At 66.7% G+C, this 16,054-nt stretch carries 12 protein-coding genes and 1 riboswitch; of the genes, 6 read left to right on the top strand and 6 right to left on the bottom strand.

The features are described from left to right. Positions 1-120: 120 nt before the first annotated feature. Positions 121-1,011, bottom strand: coding sequence for a DMT family transporter (locus EP380_RS09045; protein WP_238719786.1), 891 nt, complete (start codon positions 1,009-1,011; stop codon positions 121-123). 102 nt (positions 1,012-1,113) lie between these two features. After that, positions 1,114-1,265: riboswitch (FMN riboswitch) on the bottom strand. Between the two features lie 174 nt (positions 1,266-1,439). On the opposite strand from EP380_RS09045, the gene hrpB reads away from it, so the two are divergent. The 6 genes from hrpB (at position 1,440) to EP380_RS09015 (ending at position 11,507) form a co-directional block, all read left to right on the top strand. Then, positions 1,440-3,917 (top strand): ATP-dependent helicase HrpB, encoded by a 2,478-nt coding sequence (hrpB, locus tag EP380_RS09040; protein ID WP_106570344.1) that lies wholly within the window; start codon positions 1,440-1,442, stop codon positions 3,915-3,917. 99 nt (positions 3,918-4,016) lie between these two features. Next, a complete protein-coding gene (locus tag EP380_RS09035) occupies positions 4,017-5,339 on the top strand; it encodes an ActS/PrrB/RegB family redox-sensitive histidine kinase (protein WP_127598095.1) in 1,323 nt (440 codons plus the stop codon). A gap of 68 nt (positions 5,340-5,407) precedes the next feature. Continuing rightward, the gene (locus EP380_RS09030) at positions 5,408-5,962 is read left to right on the top strand and encodes an ActR/PrrA/RegA family redox response regulator transcription factor (protein WP_106570342.1); all 555 of its coding nucleotides are present in this window, start codon (positions 5,408-5,410) and stop codon (positions 5,960-5,962) included. 233 nt (positions 5,963-6,195) lie between these two features. Continuing rightward, positions 6,196-7,221 (top strand): PRC-barrel domain-containing protein, encoded by a 1,026-nt coding sequence (locus tag EP380_RS09025; RefSeq protein ID WP_127598093.1) that lies wholly within the window; start codon positions 6,196-6,198, stop codon positions 7,219-7,221. A 300-nt stretch (positions 7,222-7,521) separates the two neighbouring features. Continuing rightward, a complete protein-coding gene (locus tag EP380_RS09020; protein WP_106570341.1) occupies positions 7,522-9,969 on the top strand; it encodes a DNA gyrase subunit B in 2,448 nt (815 codons plus the stop codon). Between the two features lie 461 nt (positions 9,970-10,430). Continuing rightward, complete coding sequence (locus EP380_RS09015; RefSeq protein WP_127598091.1) at positions 10,431-11,507, top strand: hypothetical protein; 1,077 nt, start codon at positions 10,431-10,433, stop codon at positions 11,505-11,507. 404 nt (positions 11,508-11,911) lie between these two features. Here the strand turns inward: EP380_RS09015 and EP380_RS09010 are convergent, their stop codons facing one another. The 5 genes from EP380_RS09010 to hisA all read right to left on the bottom strand — a co-directional run bounded on the left by EP380_RS09010 (position 11,912) and on the right by hisA (position 16,009). Beyond that, complete coding sequence (locus EP380_RS09010; RefSeq protein WP_127598089.1) at positions 11,912-12,970, bottom strand: MBL fold metallo-hydrolase; 1,059 nt, start codon at positions 12,968-12,970, stop codon at positions 11,912-11,914. Between the two features lie 178 nt (positions 12,971-13,148). Continuing rightward, a complete protein-coding gene (gene coaA / locus EP380_RS09005; RefSeq protein WP_106570338.1) occupies positions 13,149-14,108 on the bottom strand; it encodes a type I pantothenate kinase in 960 nt (319 codons plus the stop codon). A 22-nt stretch (positions 14,109-14,130) separates the two neighbouring features. Then, on the bottom strand, positions 14,131-14,451 hold the full coding sequence (locus EP380_RS09000) for a phosphoribosyl-ATP diphosphatase (protein ID WP_106570337.1): 321 nt from the start codon (positions 14,449-14,451) through the stop codon (positions 14,131-14,133). Beyond that, positions 14,448-15,251 carry an imidazole glycerol phosphate synthase subunit HisF gene (gene hisF, locus EP380_RS08995; protein ID WP_127598087.1) on the bottom strand — a complete coding sequence of 268 codons (804 nt, stop codon included), beginning with the start codon at positions 15,249-15,251 and terminating at the stop codon, positions 14,448-14,450. Before hisF ends, EP380_RS09000 begins: the two co-directional genes overlap by 4 nt. Beyond that, positions 15,248-16,009 carry a 1-(5-phosphoribosyl)-5-[(5-phosphoribosylamino)methylideneamino]imidazole-4-carboxamide isomerase gene (hisA, locus tag EP380_RS08990; RefSeq protein ID WP_106570335.1) on the bottom strand — a complete coding sequence of 254 codons (762 nt, stop codon included), beginning with the start codon at positions 16,007-16,009 and terminating at the stop codon, positions 15,248-15,250. Before hisA ends, hisF begins: the two co-directional genes overlap by 4 nt. Positions 16,010-16,054 lie beyond the last annotated feature (45 nt).

Genomic DNA, 16,054 nt, shown 5'->3' with positions numbered 1-16,054 from the left:
GGCTGGAGGAAAACATCCCGCGCAATCAGACCCATTGCCGATCTCCCGTTTCGCCCCGAAAAATGCATCATCCCGGCCCGCGATCAAGCAGCGATGCGCGCTGCGGACACGATGCCAGGCTCAATCCGGGAGGGTTCGTTCACGCCGCATCAGATATAGCGAGGCCGCAACGATCAGCGCCGCGCCCGGCCAGAAGCCCGGCGTCGGCGCAGCACCGAACACCACCCAGCCGGCGACGATGTTGAACGGCAGCTTCAGATCGTCGAACGGCTGCAGATAGGCGGCATCGGCGCTGGCATAGGCCCAGGTCAAAAGATATTGCGCGAGCCCGGTCAGGGCACCGGCGGCAAACAGCGCCCACCAGGCGGCCTGCGGCGGGATCTCGAAACCCGAGCCGAGCCAGATCGCGGCATTGATCGGGGTCAGTAGCAAAAGCAGATAGACGGTGATGCCGGCCGTGGGCTCCAGCCGCGTCAGATATTTGGTGATCAGCGACGTGCCGGCCCAGCACGCCGCCGCCAGCACCGGCAGGAAAGCGTGATAGGTGAAGCTTTCCGACCAGGGCGCGATGATGATCATGGCGCCGGCGAAACCGCCCGCCGTGGCCGCGATGCGGGCGAAATCGACCCGCTCGCGCAGAACCAGGCCCGCCCCCGCCATGACGAAGAACGGCGAGGTCATAGCGAGCGCGATTGCCTGCCAGATCGGTACGACCGACAGGCCGTAGACCCAAAGCTGGATGCCGGCCGCGGCCAGAAGCACCCGCGCCAGATGCAGGAAGACATGCCGCGTGTGCAGGATGTGTATGCCGCCGCGCCAGACCAGGGGCGCGGCGAGCGCCAGCGCGATGGCATATTGCCAGAATGCGATCGCGGGCGCGGAGGCGCCGGCATTGACGCTCGCCCATTGCACGGCGACGTTGAGGCCGGCAAAGGCGAGGCCGGCCGCCACCATGATCGCGGCGCCGCGCAGCGCGGCCGGGGTGGTTTCGATCGAGGCTATCTGGCTCATTCGGTCCGATCCTTTCGCATTGACCCAGAGACCTCAGGGATGCGGGATCGGACACCGCGCGCAGCCTCGGGCGAAGAGCCAAAGGACACGCTCGGCGATCTGACCCGTTCTCTTCCATCCGGACTGTAACCGTCGGCTTCGGATTCGCACCGAATCTGCTGACCCGGACCGGCCTGTCGCCGCCCCGGCGCTCGCGGGCTTGGGGAGATCCCCTTACCGCCGGTGGGGACTTTCACCCCGCCCTGAGAACGTCGACGGCATTTTGACGCCGCCGGACGCAACCTAGCACCCGCGGCGGTGGGATCAAGCCGGCAATGGCGCGCCTTTCCGGCACGCCGGTCGCCGGCCGGAGGCTTTGCGGATTGCCAGCGCGGCGTCGGCGCTGATATGCCGTCGCGGCCCGGTCCAAACGTATCGGCTAGCCCGTCATGACCCTGCCCGACCTTCCCGTCACCCGGATCCTGCCCGACCTGCGCGCCGCGCTCGCCGGCCCGGGACACGCCGTCCTGGTCGCGCCCCCCGGCGCCGGCAAGACCACGCTGGTGCCGCTCGCGCTTCTAGGCGAGGACTGGCGCGGCGGCGGCACGATCCTGCTTCTGGAACCACGCCGGCTGGCCGCGCGCGCCGCCGCGCGGCGCATGGCCGCCCTCCTCGGCGAAGAGGTCGGCGCCACGGTCGGCTACGCCATGCGCATGGACAGGCAGGTCTCGGCGGCAACCCGCATTCTCGTCGTCACCGAAGGCGTGCTGGCGCGCATGATCCTCGACGATCCGGAACTTGCCGGCATTGCGTGTGTCGTTTTCGACGAGTTCCACGAGCGCTCGCTCGACGGCGATTTCGGCCTGGCGCTGGCGCTCGACGTCAAGCAGGGGCTGCGGCCCGATCTGCGGCTGGTGGTGATGTCGGCAACCCTGGACGGTGCGCGGGTCGCCCGGCTGCTCGGTGACGCGCCGGTGATCGAAAGCCATGGCCGAAGCTTTCCGGTCGACATCCGCCACCGCGAACGCACCGGCGGCGAAACGCTCGAGGACGCCGTGGCGGCCGCCGTGCGTGCCGCGCTTGCCGAGGAGGACGGCGGCATCCTCGCCTTCCTGCCCGGCCAGCGCGAAATCGAGCGCACGGCCGAACGGCTTGCCGGCCGGCTGCCGGCGAATGCGGATCTGATCGCGCTTTTCGGCGCCATGGACGGCAAGGCCCAGGACGCGGCGATCCGCCCGGCGCCGGATGGCCGCCGCAAGATCGTGCTGGCCACCGCGATCGCGGAAACCTCGATCACCATCGACGGCGTTCGGGTGGCGATCGATTCAGGCTATCAGCGCCTGCCGAAATTCGAGCCGGCGACCGGGCTGACCCGGCTCGAAACCGTGCGGGTGTCGCGCGCCTCGGCCGAGCAGCGCGCCGGACGCGCCGGGCGCACGGCGCCGGGCGTGGCGATCCGGCTGTGGCGCGCCGAACAGACTGCGTCTTTGCCCGCCTTCACGCCGCCGGAGATCGTGGAAGCGGACCTCGCCGGCCTGGTGCTCGACTGCGCCGCTTTCGGGGTCGTCGATCCGACGCGTCTCGCCTTCCTCGATCCGCCGCCTGCCGGCGCGCTCGCCGCGGCGCGCGCGCTGCTGCGCGACCTCGAGGCGATCGACGAAACCGGGCGCCTGACGGCCGACGGCGTGGCGATGCGCCGTCTCGCCCTGCCGGCGCGCCTCGCTCATATGGTCGCCAGGGCCGCGCAGGACGGCGCCGCGCTGCAGGCCGCCGACCTGGCCGTGCTTTTGACCGAGCGCGGCCTTGGCGGCCAGCAGATCGACCTCGACGCGCGGCTCGCGCGGTTTCGCCGCGATCGCGGTGCGCGGGCCGGCAACGCACGGGCGCTGGCCAAACGGCTCGCCGCAGCCGCCGGCGCCGGCCTTCGCAGGGCAGCGGCGGCACGACCGGAAACAGGGGCGACCGGCGCGGGCCGGCTGCTTTTGCATGCCTGGCCCGACCGGGTGGCGATGGCGCGCGGCGGGCCGGGCCGCTACGTCCTGGCCAATGGGCGCGGCGGCGAGATCGATCCGGCCGATCCGCTGGCCGCGCATGATTTTCTGGTCGTCGCCGACCTGCAGGGCAAGGCGCGCAATGCCCGCATCGTCGCTGCCGCGCCGGTCGCGGAAAGCGATCTGCGCGCCGTGCTCGCCGACCGCATCGAGACCGGCACCGAAACCGGGTTCGACCGCGACAGCGGAACGGTGCGGGCACGCGAACGAAGCCGCCTGGGCGCGATCACCCTCGCCGAGCGTCCGCTGCCGGCGCCGAGCGGAGCCGAGGCCGACCGCGCCCTCCTGGAGGCCGTGCACGTCCATGGCGTGGCGATCCTGCCCTGGGGCAAAAAGGCCGCCGGCCTCAGGCGCAGGCTCGCCTGGCTGCGGCGCGGGCTCGGCGAGCCTTGGCCCGAAATGGACGATGCGGCGCTGCGCGATACTGTTCAGGACTGGCTGGCACCGTTTCTGACCGGCAGCGCGGCGATCGCCGACATTTCAGACTCCACGCTGGCCGAAGCCCTGCTGGCGCGGGTCGGCCACGAAGACCAGAGGCGGGTGGCGGCGCTGGCACCGACCCATTTCGACGCGCCATCGGGCAACCGCATCCCGATCGACTATCGCGACGACGCGCCGGTACTGGCGGTGCGCGTGCAGGAACTGTTCGGCCTCGACCGTCATCCCGCCATCGCGGCGGGCACCGTGCCGCTGACGCTCGAATTGCTGTCGCCGGCGCAGCGCCCGATCCAGACCACGCGCGATCTGCCCGGCTTCTGGCGCGGCTCGTGGGCCGAGGTGCGCGCGGCCATGCGCGGGCGCTATCCCAAACATCCCTGGCCGGAGGAGCCGCTGCGGGCCACGCCGACGGCGCGCGCCAAGCCGCGCGGCCACTGAGCCGGCGCATGCCGGCGCCGCGCGCGATGGCCAGGAGAGCGGCACAGCGGACGACAGATTCCCTTTGGCGCGATCGGCCGTCCGGCCTATAGGAGGGCGATGCTGCAGGACCTTCGCACGCCCGACCATCAACAGAGCCGGCAATTGCGGCTCAACACGCTCATCCGTCTGCGCTGGCTGGCCATCATCGGCCAGAGCGCGGCGGTTCTGGTCGTGGCCTATTGGTTCATGTTTCCGCTGCCGGTCGGGCTTTGCTTCGCGCTGATCGCCTGTTCGGCCTGGGTGAACCTGTTTCTGGCCTTCCGCTACCCCGCCACCCACAGGCTGACGCCGGGCGCCGCCTTCTGCGTCTTGTTCCTCGACGTCCTGCAACTCGCCGGATTGCTTTACCTGACCGGCGGACTGACCAATCCCTTCGCGATCCTGATGTCGGTTCCGGTGGTGGTCTCGGCGACATCGCTGCCGCTGGCGCTGACCGCCGTGCTCGGCCTGGTGGTCGCCGTCACCGCCTCGTTGCTGGTGAGTTTCCACCTGCCGCTGCCCTGGTATGGCGGCAGCAATCTGGCGATGCCGTTCCTCTACGTCATCGGCATGTGGATGGCGATCCTGTCGACCACCGCCTTTACCGCGATCTATGCCTGGCGGGTCGCCGAGGAAGCGCGCCAGCTCGCCACCGCGCTCGCCGCCACCGAGCTGGTCCTACAGCGCGAACAACATCTGTCGGCCCTCGACGGGCTGGCGGCGGCGGCCGCCCACGAACTCGGCACGCCGCTCGCCACCATCGCCCTGGTGGCGCGCGAGATGGAGCGGGCCCTGGAGGGCGAACCGCGCTTTCGCGAGGACGTCACGCTGCTCAGGTCGCAGAGCGAGCGCTGCAAGGAGATCCTGCAGCGGCTGACCAGCCTGTCCTCGCAGGGCGAGGAGCACATGGCGCGGATGACGCTGACGGCGATGATCGAGGACGTGATCGCGCCGCATCGCGATTTCGGCATCGACATCCATCTCGAACCGGGCACGCTCGAAGGCCGCGAACCGGCGGGACGGCGCAATCCCGGCGTCATTTACGGGCTCGGCAATCTGGTCGAAAACGCCGTCGACTTCGCGCGCGAAAGCGTCACCGTGCGCTGGAGCTGGGACACCGACCATGTCTCGATCCAGGTCACCGATGACGGGTCGGGGTTTCCGCCGGAAGTGATCGACCGGATCGGCGAACCCTACATGACCACGCGCTCGGGCCGGCAGACCGAAGGCGGCGGCGGGTTGGGGCTCGGACTGTTCATCGCCAAGACCCTGCTCGAGCGCTCCGGCGCCACGGTTTCGTTCGGCAATGCCAGCGCCCCCGGACAGGGCGCGATCGCCCGGGTGAGCTGGCCGCGCGAGCTGTTCCTGCGCGATCCGGTCAGCGAACATGCGATCGGCTGAGCCGGCGAAATTGGACTTGGCGGCTTTTTTGAATAAATAGGGGCCGGATAGCGTTCGGAATCGAATTCATGACCACCGAAAATCAAGATACGCTCGGCGAGGATCGCTCGCTGCTCATCGTCGACGACGACCGCCCGTTCCTGACCCGCCTGGCACGGGCGATGGAATTGCGCGGCTTCGTGGTCGAGACGGCGGAGAGCGTGGAGGAAGCGCTGGCCAAGGCCAGGGGTGCGCCGCCCGCCTACGCGGTGGTCGACATGCGGCTCGGCGACGGCAACGGCCTCGACGTGGTGTCGGCGATCCGCGAGAAACGCGCGGAGGCGCGCGCCGTCATTCTCACCGGCTACGGCAACATCGCCACCGCGGTGACCGCGGTCAAGCTCGGCGCGATCGACTATCTCGCCAAGCCCGCCGACGCCGACGACGTCTACGCGGCGCTGACGAGCACGACGGGGGAGAAGGTCGCGCCGCCGGAAAATCCGATGTCGGCCGACCGGGTGCGTTGGGAACATATCCAGCGGGTCTACGAGATGTGCGACCGCAATGTCTCCGAAACCGCGCGCCGGCTCAACATGCACCGCCGCACCCTGCAGCGCATTCTGGCCAAGCGCGCGCCGCGCTAGCGCCGCCCGCTTCCGCAGCCGTCCAACGCAGCAAACGCCGGGCCGCGCCATGCGGCGGGCCGGTGGCGGGATCGCGCGCAATCTCCAACGAAATCGGCTTTGATCGTCCGCGTGCGGGAACAAGTGCGCACATGCCGCGTTTTGTGCATGTCGAGCGGCCGCGCCCCTGCCTCTCTGCCACGATCGGAAAAGGCGCGGCCGTGCATACGAATGATGCACAAGGAGGTTTTATCATGATCCGCAAGCTTATGGCGACATCCGCCCTTGCCTTGCTGGTATCGAGCGGCGCGATCGCCCAGACCAGCACCACCGTCCCCGCGGACCCGGCCCAGCAGACCGCCGAGGTTCCCATGGTCGTCAAGGCCGACGGCCAGCTCGCCAGCAACATTATCGGCGAATCGGTCTATAACGGCGCCGGCGACGAGGCCGAAAATATCGGCGACGTGAACGACATCGTCTTCGATGCCGACGGCAATATCGAGGCCGTGGTGATCGGCGTCGGCGGCTTTCTCGGCCTCGGCGAAAAACACGTGGCGATCGAATACGATCTGGTGAAATGGGCCGAGCGCGATGGCGATCGCTGGCTCGTGGTCGAAACGACCGCCGAGGCGCTGAAGGCGCAGCCCGAATTCGACCGCATGGCCTATCAGCCTGTTCCGGCCGATGCCGAGGTAGCGGAAACCAAGCCCGCCACCGCCGACGACCTGGCCACGGCCGACACCGCCGAGCCCGCCGAGGCGATGCCCGTCGAGGACAAGGCCGCGGAGGCTCCGGCCGACCAGGACATGGCTATGGCGCCGAAGGACGAGACGGCCAAGACCGAGGATCGGGTCACCGATGGCGAGAACACCGCCGCTTCGCCGCTCGAGGCTCCGGCCGACGCGACCGACCGGACCGAAACCGCGGCGATCGACCGCTCGAGCCTGCAGCCGCTCGCCAGCGACCAGATCAGGGCCGAGGAACTGATCGGCACCACGGTCTACGGCGTCGATGACGAAAATATCGGCGAGATCGGCGACGTCGTGCTGTCGCAGGATGGCGGTGTCGACGCGATCATCGTCGATGTCGGCGGGTTCCTCGGGATCGGCGAAAAGGAAGTCGCCATCGGCATGGACAATCTCGAGTTCATGAGCGACGGCGACGGCAACCACTATCTCTACACCGCCTTCACCCAGGAAGAGCTGGAAGCCCAGCCGGCCTATGAGGAAGCGGCCTATGCCGAGCGTCGCGACGAGATGCGCATGATCGTGCCCCAGTAATCGGGCTTGATCCTCGCAAAAAGGGCCCGTGCCGCCATGCGGCGCGGGCCTTTTTCATGTGCCGGGGCGGCCGGGTTCCGGCCTGGCGGGGCCGGGGCGGGCGGACACGCGGCGCGGCCGCTCGTCCGCGGCGATCGCAGGGCGAAATCCCGCGCCGGCCGCGACGCCGTCCAGCGGCCCGAAGCCCGGCGCCGGATTTGGTTTTTCGGCCCGAAACCCCTATATCTCACCTGTCCAGCGGCGCGTGATTCGGGGTGGCGGAAGCGCGTCTTTCCAGCGGCAAAAGAACAGCGGTATTTCATGAGCGACTCGTCCGAAATTGAGCCCGGCGGCACGCCCGAATACGGCGCGGAATCGATCAAGGTCCTGAAGGGCCTCGACGCCGTGCGCAAGCGGCCGGGCATGTATATCGGCGATACCGATGACGGGTCCGGCCTGCACCACATGGTCTACGAGGTGGTCGACAACGCCATCGACGAGGCATTGGCCGGCCATGCCGACGTGGTGACGGTGACGCTCAACCCGGACGGCTCGTGCACGGTGACCGACAATGGCCGCGGCATCCCCACCGACATTCACCACGGCGAGGGCATTTCCGCCGCCGAAGTGATCATGACCCAGCTCCACGCCGGCGGCAAGTTCGACCAGAACTCCTACAAGGTGTCCGGCGGGCTGCACGGGGTCGGCGTCTCGGTCGTCAACGCGCTGTCGACCACGCTGAAGCTTAAGATCCGCCGCAACGGCAAGATCCACGAGATGAGCTTCACCCACGGCGTGGCCGACGCGCCGCTGGCGGTCACCGGCGATGCCGGCGCCGAAACGGGCACGGAGGTCACCTTCCTGCCCTCGCCCGAAACCTTCACCATGACCGAGTTCGACTACGCCACGCTCGAGCATCGGCTGCGCGAGCTCGCCTTCCTGAACTCGGGCGTGCGCATCGTCCTGGCCGACCGGCGCCATGCCGACGTGGTCACCAACGAGCTGCTCTACGATGGCGGGCTCGAGGAATTCGTGCGCTATCTCGACCGGGCGCGCAAATCGCTCATTCCCGCGCCGATCTCGATCCGCGCCGAGCGCGACGACATCACCGTCGAAGTGGCGATGTGGTGGAACGACAGCTATCACGAGAACGTGCTGTGCTTCACCAACAACATCCCCCAGCGCGACGGCGGCACGCATATGGCCGGTTTCCGCGGCGCGCTCACGCGCCAGGTCACGAGCTATGCCGAGGCCTCCGGCATCGCCAAGAAGGAGAAGGTGTCGCTCACCGGCGACGACAGCCGCGAGGGGCTGACGGCGGTGCTGTCGGTCAAGGTGCCCGATCCGAAATTTTCCTCTCAGACCAAGGACAAGCTGGTCTCCTCGGAAGTGCGGCCGGTGGTCGAGAGCCTCGTCAACGAGGCGCTGAGCACCTGGTTCGAGGAACATCCGGCGGAAGCCAAGATCCTGATCAGCAAGGTGGTCGAGGCCGCCGCCGCGCGCGAGGCCGCGCGCCGGGCGCGCGAATTGACGCGCCGCAAGGGCGCGCTCGACATCACCTCGCTGCCCGGCAAGCTCGCCGACTGCCAGGAGCGCGATCCGGCGAAATCGGAACTGTTCATCGTCGAGGGCGATTCGGCCGGCGGCTCGGCCAAGGGCGGCCGCTCGCGCCAGAACCAGGCGATCCTGCCGCTGCGCGGCAAGATCCTCAACGTCGAACGCGCGCGCTTCGACCGCATGTTGTCGTCGGATATGATCGGCACGCTGATCACCGCGCTCGGCACCGGCATCGGCAAGGACGAGTTCAATCCCGAGAAGCTGCGCTACCACAAGATCATCATCATGACGGACGCCGACGTCGACGGCGCCCATATCCGCACCCTGCTGTTGACCTTCTTCTTCCGCCAGATGCCGGAGCTGATCGAGCGCGGCCACCTCTATATCGCGCAGCCGCCGCTCTACAAGGTGACCCGCGGCAAGAGCGTGCAATATCTCAAGGACGAGCAGGCCTTCGAGGAATATCTGATCGAGGGCGGCCTGGAGGATTGCGCGCTGGAGCTCGCCAGCGGCGAGGTCCGCACCGGTCCGGACCTGCGCGCGGCGATCGACGACGCGCTGGCGGTGCGCACGCTGATCAACGGCCTGCATACGCGCTACGACCGCGCCGTGGTCGAGCAGGCGGCGATCGCCGGCGCGCTCAATCCCGAAGTCGTGATCGATCTCGGCCGCGCCAACGAAACGGCGGCCCGCATCGCCGAGCGGCTCGACCTGATCTCGGAAGAAACCGAGCGCGGCTGGGAAGGGCGCATGGCGACCTCGAACGAGGGGCCGGGCGGCTTCATCTTCGAGCGCACCGTGCGCGGCGTCAAGGATGTCGTCCATCTCGACATGGCGCTGATCGGCTCGGCCGACGCGCGCGCGCTGCACCGCTATGCCGGCCGCCTCGACGAGGTCTACGGCACCCAGCCGGTGCTGCGCCGCAAGGATGTGGGCGAAACCATCTCCGGTCCGCTCAAGCTGCTCGACGGCGTGTTCGCGGTCGGCCGCAAGGGCCTGACCATGCAGCGCTACAAGGGGCTGGGCGAGATGAACGCCGAACAATTGTGGGAAACGACGCTCGATCCGGCGGCGCGCTCGCTGCTGCAGGTCAAGATCGCCGACGCCACCGACGCCGACGCGCTGTTCGCCCGGCTGATGGGCGACGAGGTCGAGCCGCGGCGCGAATTCATCCAGGACAACGCGCTCTCGGTGGCCAATCTCGATATTTGAGGGGCGCGCGGGCGCGGGCCAAAAAGCCGCGCCGCCTCGCTGGACCCTGCCGGTACTCGTATTTGACGCCGCGCGGCGAAAGACCCGGCGTCGTCGACCGGGCCCAGCCGGCAAAACGTCCCATGCCGGGCGCATGCCCGATCGCAGGCAGCATTTGCCGTGATTTTTTGGGGAGCGGGGGCGCGTATTCCGTTTTCTTGTGCGCCTCCGGCTCCGCTCCCGACTTGCCGCGATCTCTGCTAGGTTGTAGGAATGCTCGTATTCCATGCAGTATTCCAATACATCGGGTAACCTATCGTCCCCTTTTTCCTGACTATGTAAGACTAAATTTCAAATCACTGGCGTATAATTAGGAAATAATCGCAACTCAGAACTATTTTCGTTTGAGATAAACAACTTTGCCTCACTGACCCGACTTGGGAGCGCACATGGTGATACCCGGAGAAAAATTGGAGTAATTTGTGCCAGTTTTTTGTAGCTTCTTAGTCTTTGAGCCGATGCAAACAGAAATGGTGGCGTCGCTCTGTCGGCGCGTTGGTTGGAAGGTGAGCTTTATTTCCGATCCTTCCAAGCGCTTTAAGTTTTACAACAATGGGTATTCTGAAGTTTCGCAACCGGACGCACTGGCGGAGTTTGGCGCTCTAGGGGAAGGCGAGAACCACGGGCAATTGTTGATGGTGGAGGCTGAGAGAACCGAAGCCAATAACATCATTCAACTCATTCGCGCTGCCGAACTTATCGTCGAAGGATTCCCGGATCAAAAATATGCAAATCCTTCAGGTTTCGAAATACCAGATGATTCGGCTGTGCGGGCCAGTATCTTCGCAGATCTCTTCCGGACTACCGGATTTTTTGAGCTTTTCTCATTCAATATGGAGAGACCGGTGGGCTTTGCAGTGGCGGCCAACGCCTGGTCAGATAGGCGCACTGTCTATGCGATCCACAAACTCGCAAAAAGCTACGAAACAGAAGCTATTACACCTTGGTCAGCACATCCACGCTATGGTCAGATATTTGAGAAACATTCCGGCGAGTTCTCAGATCATGTCCGCAGTTCCATTGCTATCAACCTTGCCTTCTCCGCAATCGAGGAGTTGGACCTGCAAATCAATTCCAGCCGAGAAAAGCCCCGATGGTTGGACAAGGATTACACGTGGAATCCACGGGTCTTAAAGGACATCACTTCGCGACTGGAAAAAATGGGAATTGATCTGAATAGAACTATTGATTGGATCGCGAGGGGAGATGAGACGGAACTTGCAATCCAGCCGGCACGCGATCAATTCTCAGCCTACGCTGACGGGCAAGTAGTCCGGGACATCGAACTCTCCATTCCCGACGCTATTCACGCCTGCAGTTACCTGCGAAATTTCGTAACAGCACATGCTTTTGGAAAAGAAACGCCGCGCTTGGGACCTTATGAGGTCTATAATGTCCAGCAAGTGGCCCGCTTTTTAGTCCTCTCAAAATGCGGCCTCTTTAACGTTTGGACTCATGATCTGTCAGAATGGATGGATTTTCAATTTCGTCCTTCTTAGCGATATCTACTTCAGGTACCGTGAATGCGCGCCTCTACGATCACCTTGGAGCCGTGGCAGCCAAAGGGCGGTGACCACCTGTCTCGCCGCTTTCTCGACTCCGCCACTCAGAAGCGACCGGGCAGGAATCCACCCCATCTCCAACCTTCGCGTTTGAAACAGACTCGATTTTCCCCTTGAACCTCTAGCCACTGGAGAGCCTAAACCCCTTCTGAGCCCAACCCCAGAAGGCCGTTTCATGACCGCTTCCGGCCAACGCCCCACGACCTTCCGGGCGTGATCGCGCCGGCGGCGCTGATCTTTCCGCCTTCCCGCGTGTCGGGCCGACCGCGCCGGGCGCGGCGGTACGGTCCCGCTCGGAAATATGTGGCGATACGGGCCCGCGTCCGGCGCTGGCTGCGGCCTCAGGCCAGCCGGTAGCGGTGCACGTCTTCGTCTTTTGCGTCGCGCACCAGCGTGCCCTGCCGCTTCATGCGGTTGACGTGGGCGTGGACCTCGCTGAAGGCGAAACCCATCTGGTGCGGGTCGAGCGCGCGGGGAAACACGAAGGGCAGCAGATCGGCCACCGAACGCGGCTTTGCGCCGCAGGCCTCGGCGATCGCCGCGCAGCGCTCGTCGTGATGGGCGGCCAGCTCGCGGCAGCGCTGGTGCAGCCCGACAAAGGGAAGCTGGTGGCCGGGCAGCACCAGCGCGTCGGCCGGAATGGTGGCGCGCAGCGCGGCGAGCGAGCGCAGGTAGAGCCCGAGCGGGTCGCCCTCGGGTTCGACCGCCCACACGCCGATATTGGGCGATATCCTGGCCAGCACCTGGTCGGCGGCCAAAAACACGTTGCCGTCGCGCCAGTAGAGCATCAATTGCTCCGGCGCGTGGCCGTCGCCGGCCAGCACCTCGAAATCGCGCCCGCCGAGCGTCAGCGTGTCGCCGGCCACCAGCCGCGAAAAAACCGGCGGCAGCGGCGCCACCATGCGCAGGTAATTGTGGCCCTGGGTGCTGACCAGGCGCGCCGCGTCGTCCGCCATGCCGTGGCGGCGATAATGGTCGCGATAGGGCTCGGCATCGAGCGCGCCCGGGCTGAGCGAGATGTTGAGACAGCCGAGATAGGCCGAATGGCTGGTCAGAAGCGGCAGGTCGAACCGGTCGCACAGCCAGCCGGCGAGCCCGATATGGTCGGGGTGATAATGGCTGACGATCAGCCGCGTCAGGCGCCGGCCGGCCAGCGGCCCGGCCACCAGCGCCCGCCAGATTTCGCGGGTCTGGTCGTTGGCGATGCCGGTGTCGAGCACGGCCCAGCCGTCGCCGTCCTCGATCAGGTAGATGTTGACGTGGTCGAGACGGAAGGGCAGCGGGATGCGCGCCCACAAAATGCCGGGCGCGACCTCGCCGACCGTGCCGGTTTCGGGAGTGTCGGGAAACGGATAGCGCAACTCCCGCGGGCCCGCGGGCAAAACCGTCGTCGTCGTCATCTGCGCTGCTCCTTGGCTCGCGGACCCTTTCGCGGGCTCGACCTAGCCCACATCCGCCCGCCTCACAAGCGCGATCGCCCGGCCGCTGCGCCGGATGACAGTCGGAGGGCAACCGCCCGCCGGCGGGCGCCGGATCGGCCCGCGCGGCGGCATCTTTCCTGTCAAGACGGCACGGCGCCTAGAGCTTGCGCAGCGCGACCTCCTCGACCAGATGGTCGGCGCCCTTGCGCAGGATCAGGTCGGCGCGCGGCCTGGTCGGCACGATATTCTCGCGCAGGTTCTTCAGGTTGATATTGGCCCACAGGCTTTCGCCGATGGCGCGCGCGGCGTCCTCGGAAAGCTGCGAATAGCGGTGGAAAAAGGATTGCGGGTTGCGGAAGGCGGTCTCGCGCAGACGCATGAAACGGTCGATATACCAGGTGTGGATCAGGTCTTCGTCGGCGTCGATATAGATCGAGAAGTCGAAAAAGTCCGACACCACCGGCACCGCGCGCCCGTCCGGGGGCAGGTCGCGGGTCTGCAAGACGTTGATGCCCTCGAAGATCAGGATGTCGGGCCGGTCGATCAGCACGTATTCGCCGGGCACCACGTCATAGGTCAGGTGGGAATAGACCGGGGCGCGCACGTCCGGCTCGCCGGACTTGATCGCCGACAGGAACCGCAACAGCTGGCCGACATCGTAGCTTTGCGGAAAGCCCTTGCGGTCCATGATGTTCTCGCCGCGCAGCACCTCGTTGGGGTAGAGGAACCCGTCGGTGGTGACGAGGTCGACCTTGGGGCTCGACGGCCAGCGCCCCAGAAGTTCCTGGAGAATGCGCGCCGTCGTCGACTTGCCGACCGCGACCGAACCGGCAATGCCGATGATGAAGGGCGTCTTGACCACGTCGCCGGTGTTGAAGAACACCTTGCGCTGGTGAAACAGAAGCTGGCTCGCCTCGACATGGGCCGACAAGAGCCGCGACAGCGACAGGTAGATGCGGCGCACCTCGTCGAGATCGACCGGGTCGTTGAGCGAGCTCAGCCGGCGGACTTCGTCCTCGGTCAGGGTGAGCGGCGTGTCGGCGCGGAAGCCGGCCCAGCGCTCGGCGCTGAAAAAGCGGTAGGGCGAATATTTCAGGTCCGGAGCAAGCTGGTCCATCGCCTTCCCTTTCGCGCCGGCCTCACTCGTCGCGCGCCGCCTTTTCGGCAATGCCGGAACGCGCCGTGCGGCGCTCGAGCTCGGCCAGCACCTCGGCGACCGGCACGTCGGCGAGCGCCAGCACCACCAGCCAATGATAGACAAGATCGGCGCTTTCAGAAACCAGACCGTCGCGATCGCCGCGCACGGCCGCGATCACCGCCTCGACGGCTTCCTCGCCGAGCTTCTGCGCGGCCTTGTCGGTGCCGCTTGCAAACAGCTTCGCCGTCCACGACTGCGGATCGCCGGAGCGGCCGCGCTCGGCGATGATCTTTTCCAGATCGGTCAGGGAAAATCCGCTCATGGTCGCGCTCCGGCCGGCGCCGCCGGGTCGAGGCGCACGGCAATGCCGGCCGCTGCCATATGGTGCTTGGCCTCGGCGATGGAATGGGTGCCGAAATGAAAGATCGAGGCGGCGAGCACGGCGGCGGCGTGGCCGTCGCGGATGCCTTCGACCAGATGGTCGAGCGTGCCGACGCCGCCCGACGCGATCACCGGCACGCGCACGGCGTCGGCGACCGCCCGCGTCAACGCCAGGTCGTAGCCGGCCTTGGTGCCGTCGCGATCCATCGAGGTCAGCAGGATCTCGCCGGCGCCGCGGTCGACCATTTTTTGTGCGAACCCGATCGCCTCGATGCCGGTCTTTTCGCGGCCGCCATGGGTAAAGATCTCCCAGCGCGCGGCCTCGCCCGGGGCCGACACCTTTTTGGCGTCGATCGCCACGACGATGCACTGGTCGCCGAACTTGTCGGCCGCCTCGGCGACGAAATCGGGATTTTTCACCGCCGCCGTGTTGATCGACACCTTGTCGGCGCCGGCCAGCAGCAGCTTGCGGATATCGGCGACCGCGCGCACGCCGCCGCCGACGGTCAGCGGCATGAAGCACTGCTCGGCCGTGCGCGCCACCACGTCGAAAATCGTCTCGCGATTGTCGGACGAGGCGGTGATGTCGAGAAAGCACAATTCGTCGGCGCCGGCCGCGTCATAGGCCTTGGCGGCCTCGACGGGATCGCCGGCATCGATCAGATCGACGAAATTGACGCCCTTGACGACGCGTCCGTCGTTGACGTCGAGACAAGGGATGACGCGGGCTTTCAGGGTCATGCGGGGTCCTCGAACAGCCCGGCCGGCGGTTTGGCGCCGCCGAGCACGGCCAGCGCCGCGGCCGGGTCGATGCGTCCGTCATAAAGCGCGCGGCCGGAGATCGCGCCTTCGAGCCGCTTCGCGTCGGGCATGGTCATGCGCACGATATCGGCGATCGAGGCAAGCCCGCCCGAGGCGATGACGGGGATCGAGACCGCGTTGGCCAGATCGATGGTCGCCTCCCAGTTGATGCCCGAAAGCACGCCGTCGCGGTCGATGTCGGTATAGATGATCGCGGCCACGCCGGCGCCCTCGAAACGCTCGGCCAGCTCGATCACGCCGAGCTTGGAGGCCTCGGCCCAGCCTTCCACGGCGACCTTGCCGCCCTTGGCGTCGATGCCGACCGCGATCTTGCCGGGAAAAAGCCGGCAGGCCTCTTTGACCAGATCGGGATCGCGCACCGCCACCGTGCCCAAAATGACGCGCGCCAGCCCCTTGTCGAGCCAGGCCTCGATATCGGCGAGCGTGCGAATGCCGCCGCCGAGCTGGACCGGGTTGCGCGTTGCCTTCAGGATCGCCTCGACGGCGGCGCCGTTGACGCTTTCGCCGGCGAAGGCGCCGTTCAGGTCGACGACGTGCAGCCAGTCGAAGCCCTGCGCCTCGAAGGCCTCGGCCTGGGCGGCCGGATCGGCGTTATAGACCGTGGCGGTCGCCATGTCGCCGAGCTTCAGGCGCACGCACTCTCCGTCCTTGAGATCGATGGCGGGAAACAGGATCATGCCTCGGCTCCCGCCCTGTTTGCGGCCGTTGCGATCCAACACCGT

The sequence above is a fragment of the Nitratireductor alexandrii genome (assembly GCF_004000215.1).
GTDB classification, from domain to species: domain Bacteria; phylum Pseudomonadota; class Alphaproteobacteria; order Rhizobiales; family Rhizobiaceae; genus Mangrovimarina; species Mangrovimarina alexandrii.
The sequence above is the reverse complement of the archived record's forward strand: the minus strand, read 5'-3'. Positions and strand labels throughout refer to the sequence as shown.

What these genes read in the sequence shown, in the direction of transcription:
- hrpB (WP_106570344.1), top strand. Translation starts at nt 1,440, where the DNA reads ATGACCCTGCCCGACCTTCCCGTCACCCGGATCCTGCCCGACCTGCGC.
- EP380_RS09025 (WP_127598093.1), top strand. Translation starts at nt 6,196, where the DNA reads ATGATCCGCAAGCTTATGGCGACATCCGCCCTTGCCTTGCTGGTATCG.
- EP380_RS09020 (WP_106570341.1), top strand. Translation starts at nt 7,522, where the DNA reads ATGAGCGACTCGTCCGAAATTGAGCCCGGCGGCACGCCCGAATACGGC.
- EP380_RS09035 (WP_127598095.1), top strand. Translation starts at nt 4,017, where the DNA reads ATGCTGCAGGACCTTCGCACGCCCGACCATCAACAGAGCCGGCAATTG.
- hisF (WP_127598087.1), bottom strand. Translation starts at nt 15,251, where the DNA reads ATGACCCTGAAAGCCCGCGTCATCCCTTGTCTCGACGTCAACGACGGA.
- coaA (WP_106570338.1), bottom strand. Translation starts at nt 14,108, where the DNA reads ATGGACCAGCTTGCTCCGGACCTGAAATATTCGCCCTACCGCTTTTTC.
- EP380_RS09010 (WP_127598089.1), bottom strand. Translation starts at nt 12,970, where the DNA reads ATGACGACGACGACGGTTTTGCCCGCGGGCCCGCGGGAGTTGCGCTAT.
- EP380_RS09030 (WP_106570342.1), top strand. Translation starts at nt 5,408, where the DNA reads ATGACCACCGAAAATCAAGATACGCTCGGCGAGGATCGCTCGCTGCTC.
- EP380_RS09045 (WP_238719786.1), bottom strand. Translation starts at nt 1,011, where the DNA reads ATGAGCCAGATAGCCTCGATCGAAACCACCCCGGCCGCGCTGCGCGGC.
- hisA (WP_106570335.1), bottom strand. Translation starts at nt 16,009, where the DNA reads ATGATCCTGTTTCCCGCCATCGATCTCAAGGACGGAGAGTGCGTGCGC.
- EP380_RS09000 (WP_106570337.1), bottom strand. Translation starts at nt 14,451, where the DNA reads ATGAGCGGATTTTCCCTGACCGATCTGGAAAAGATCATCGCCGAGCGC.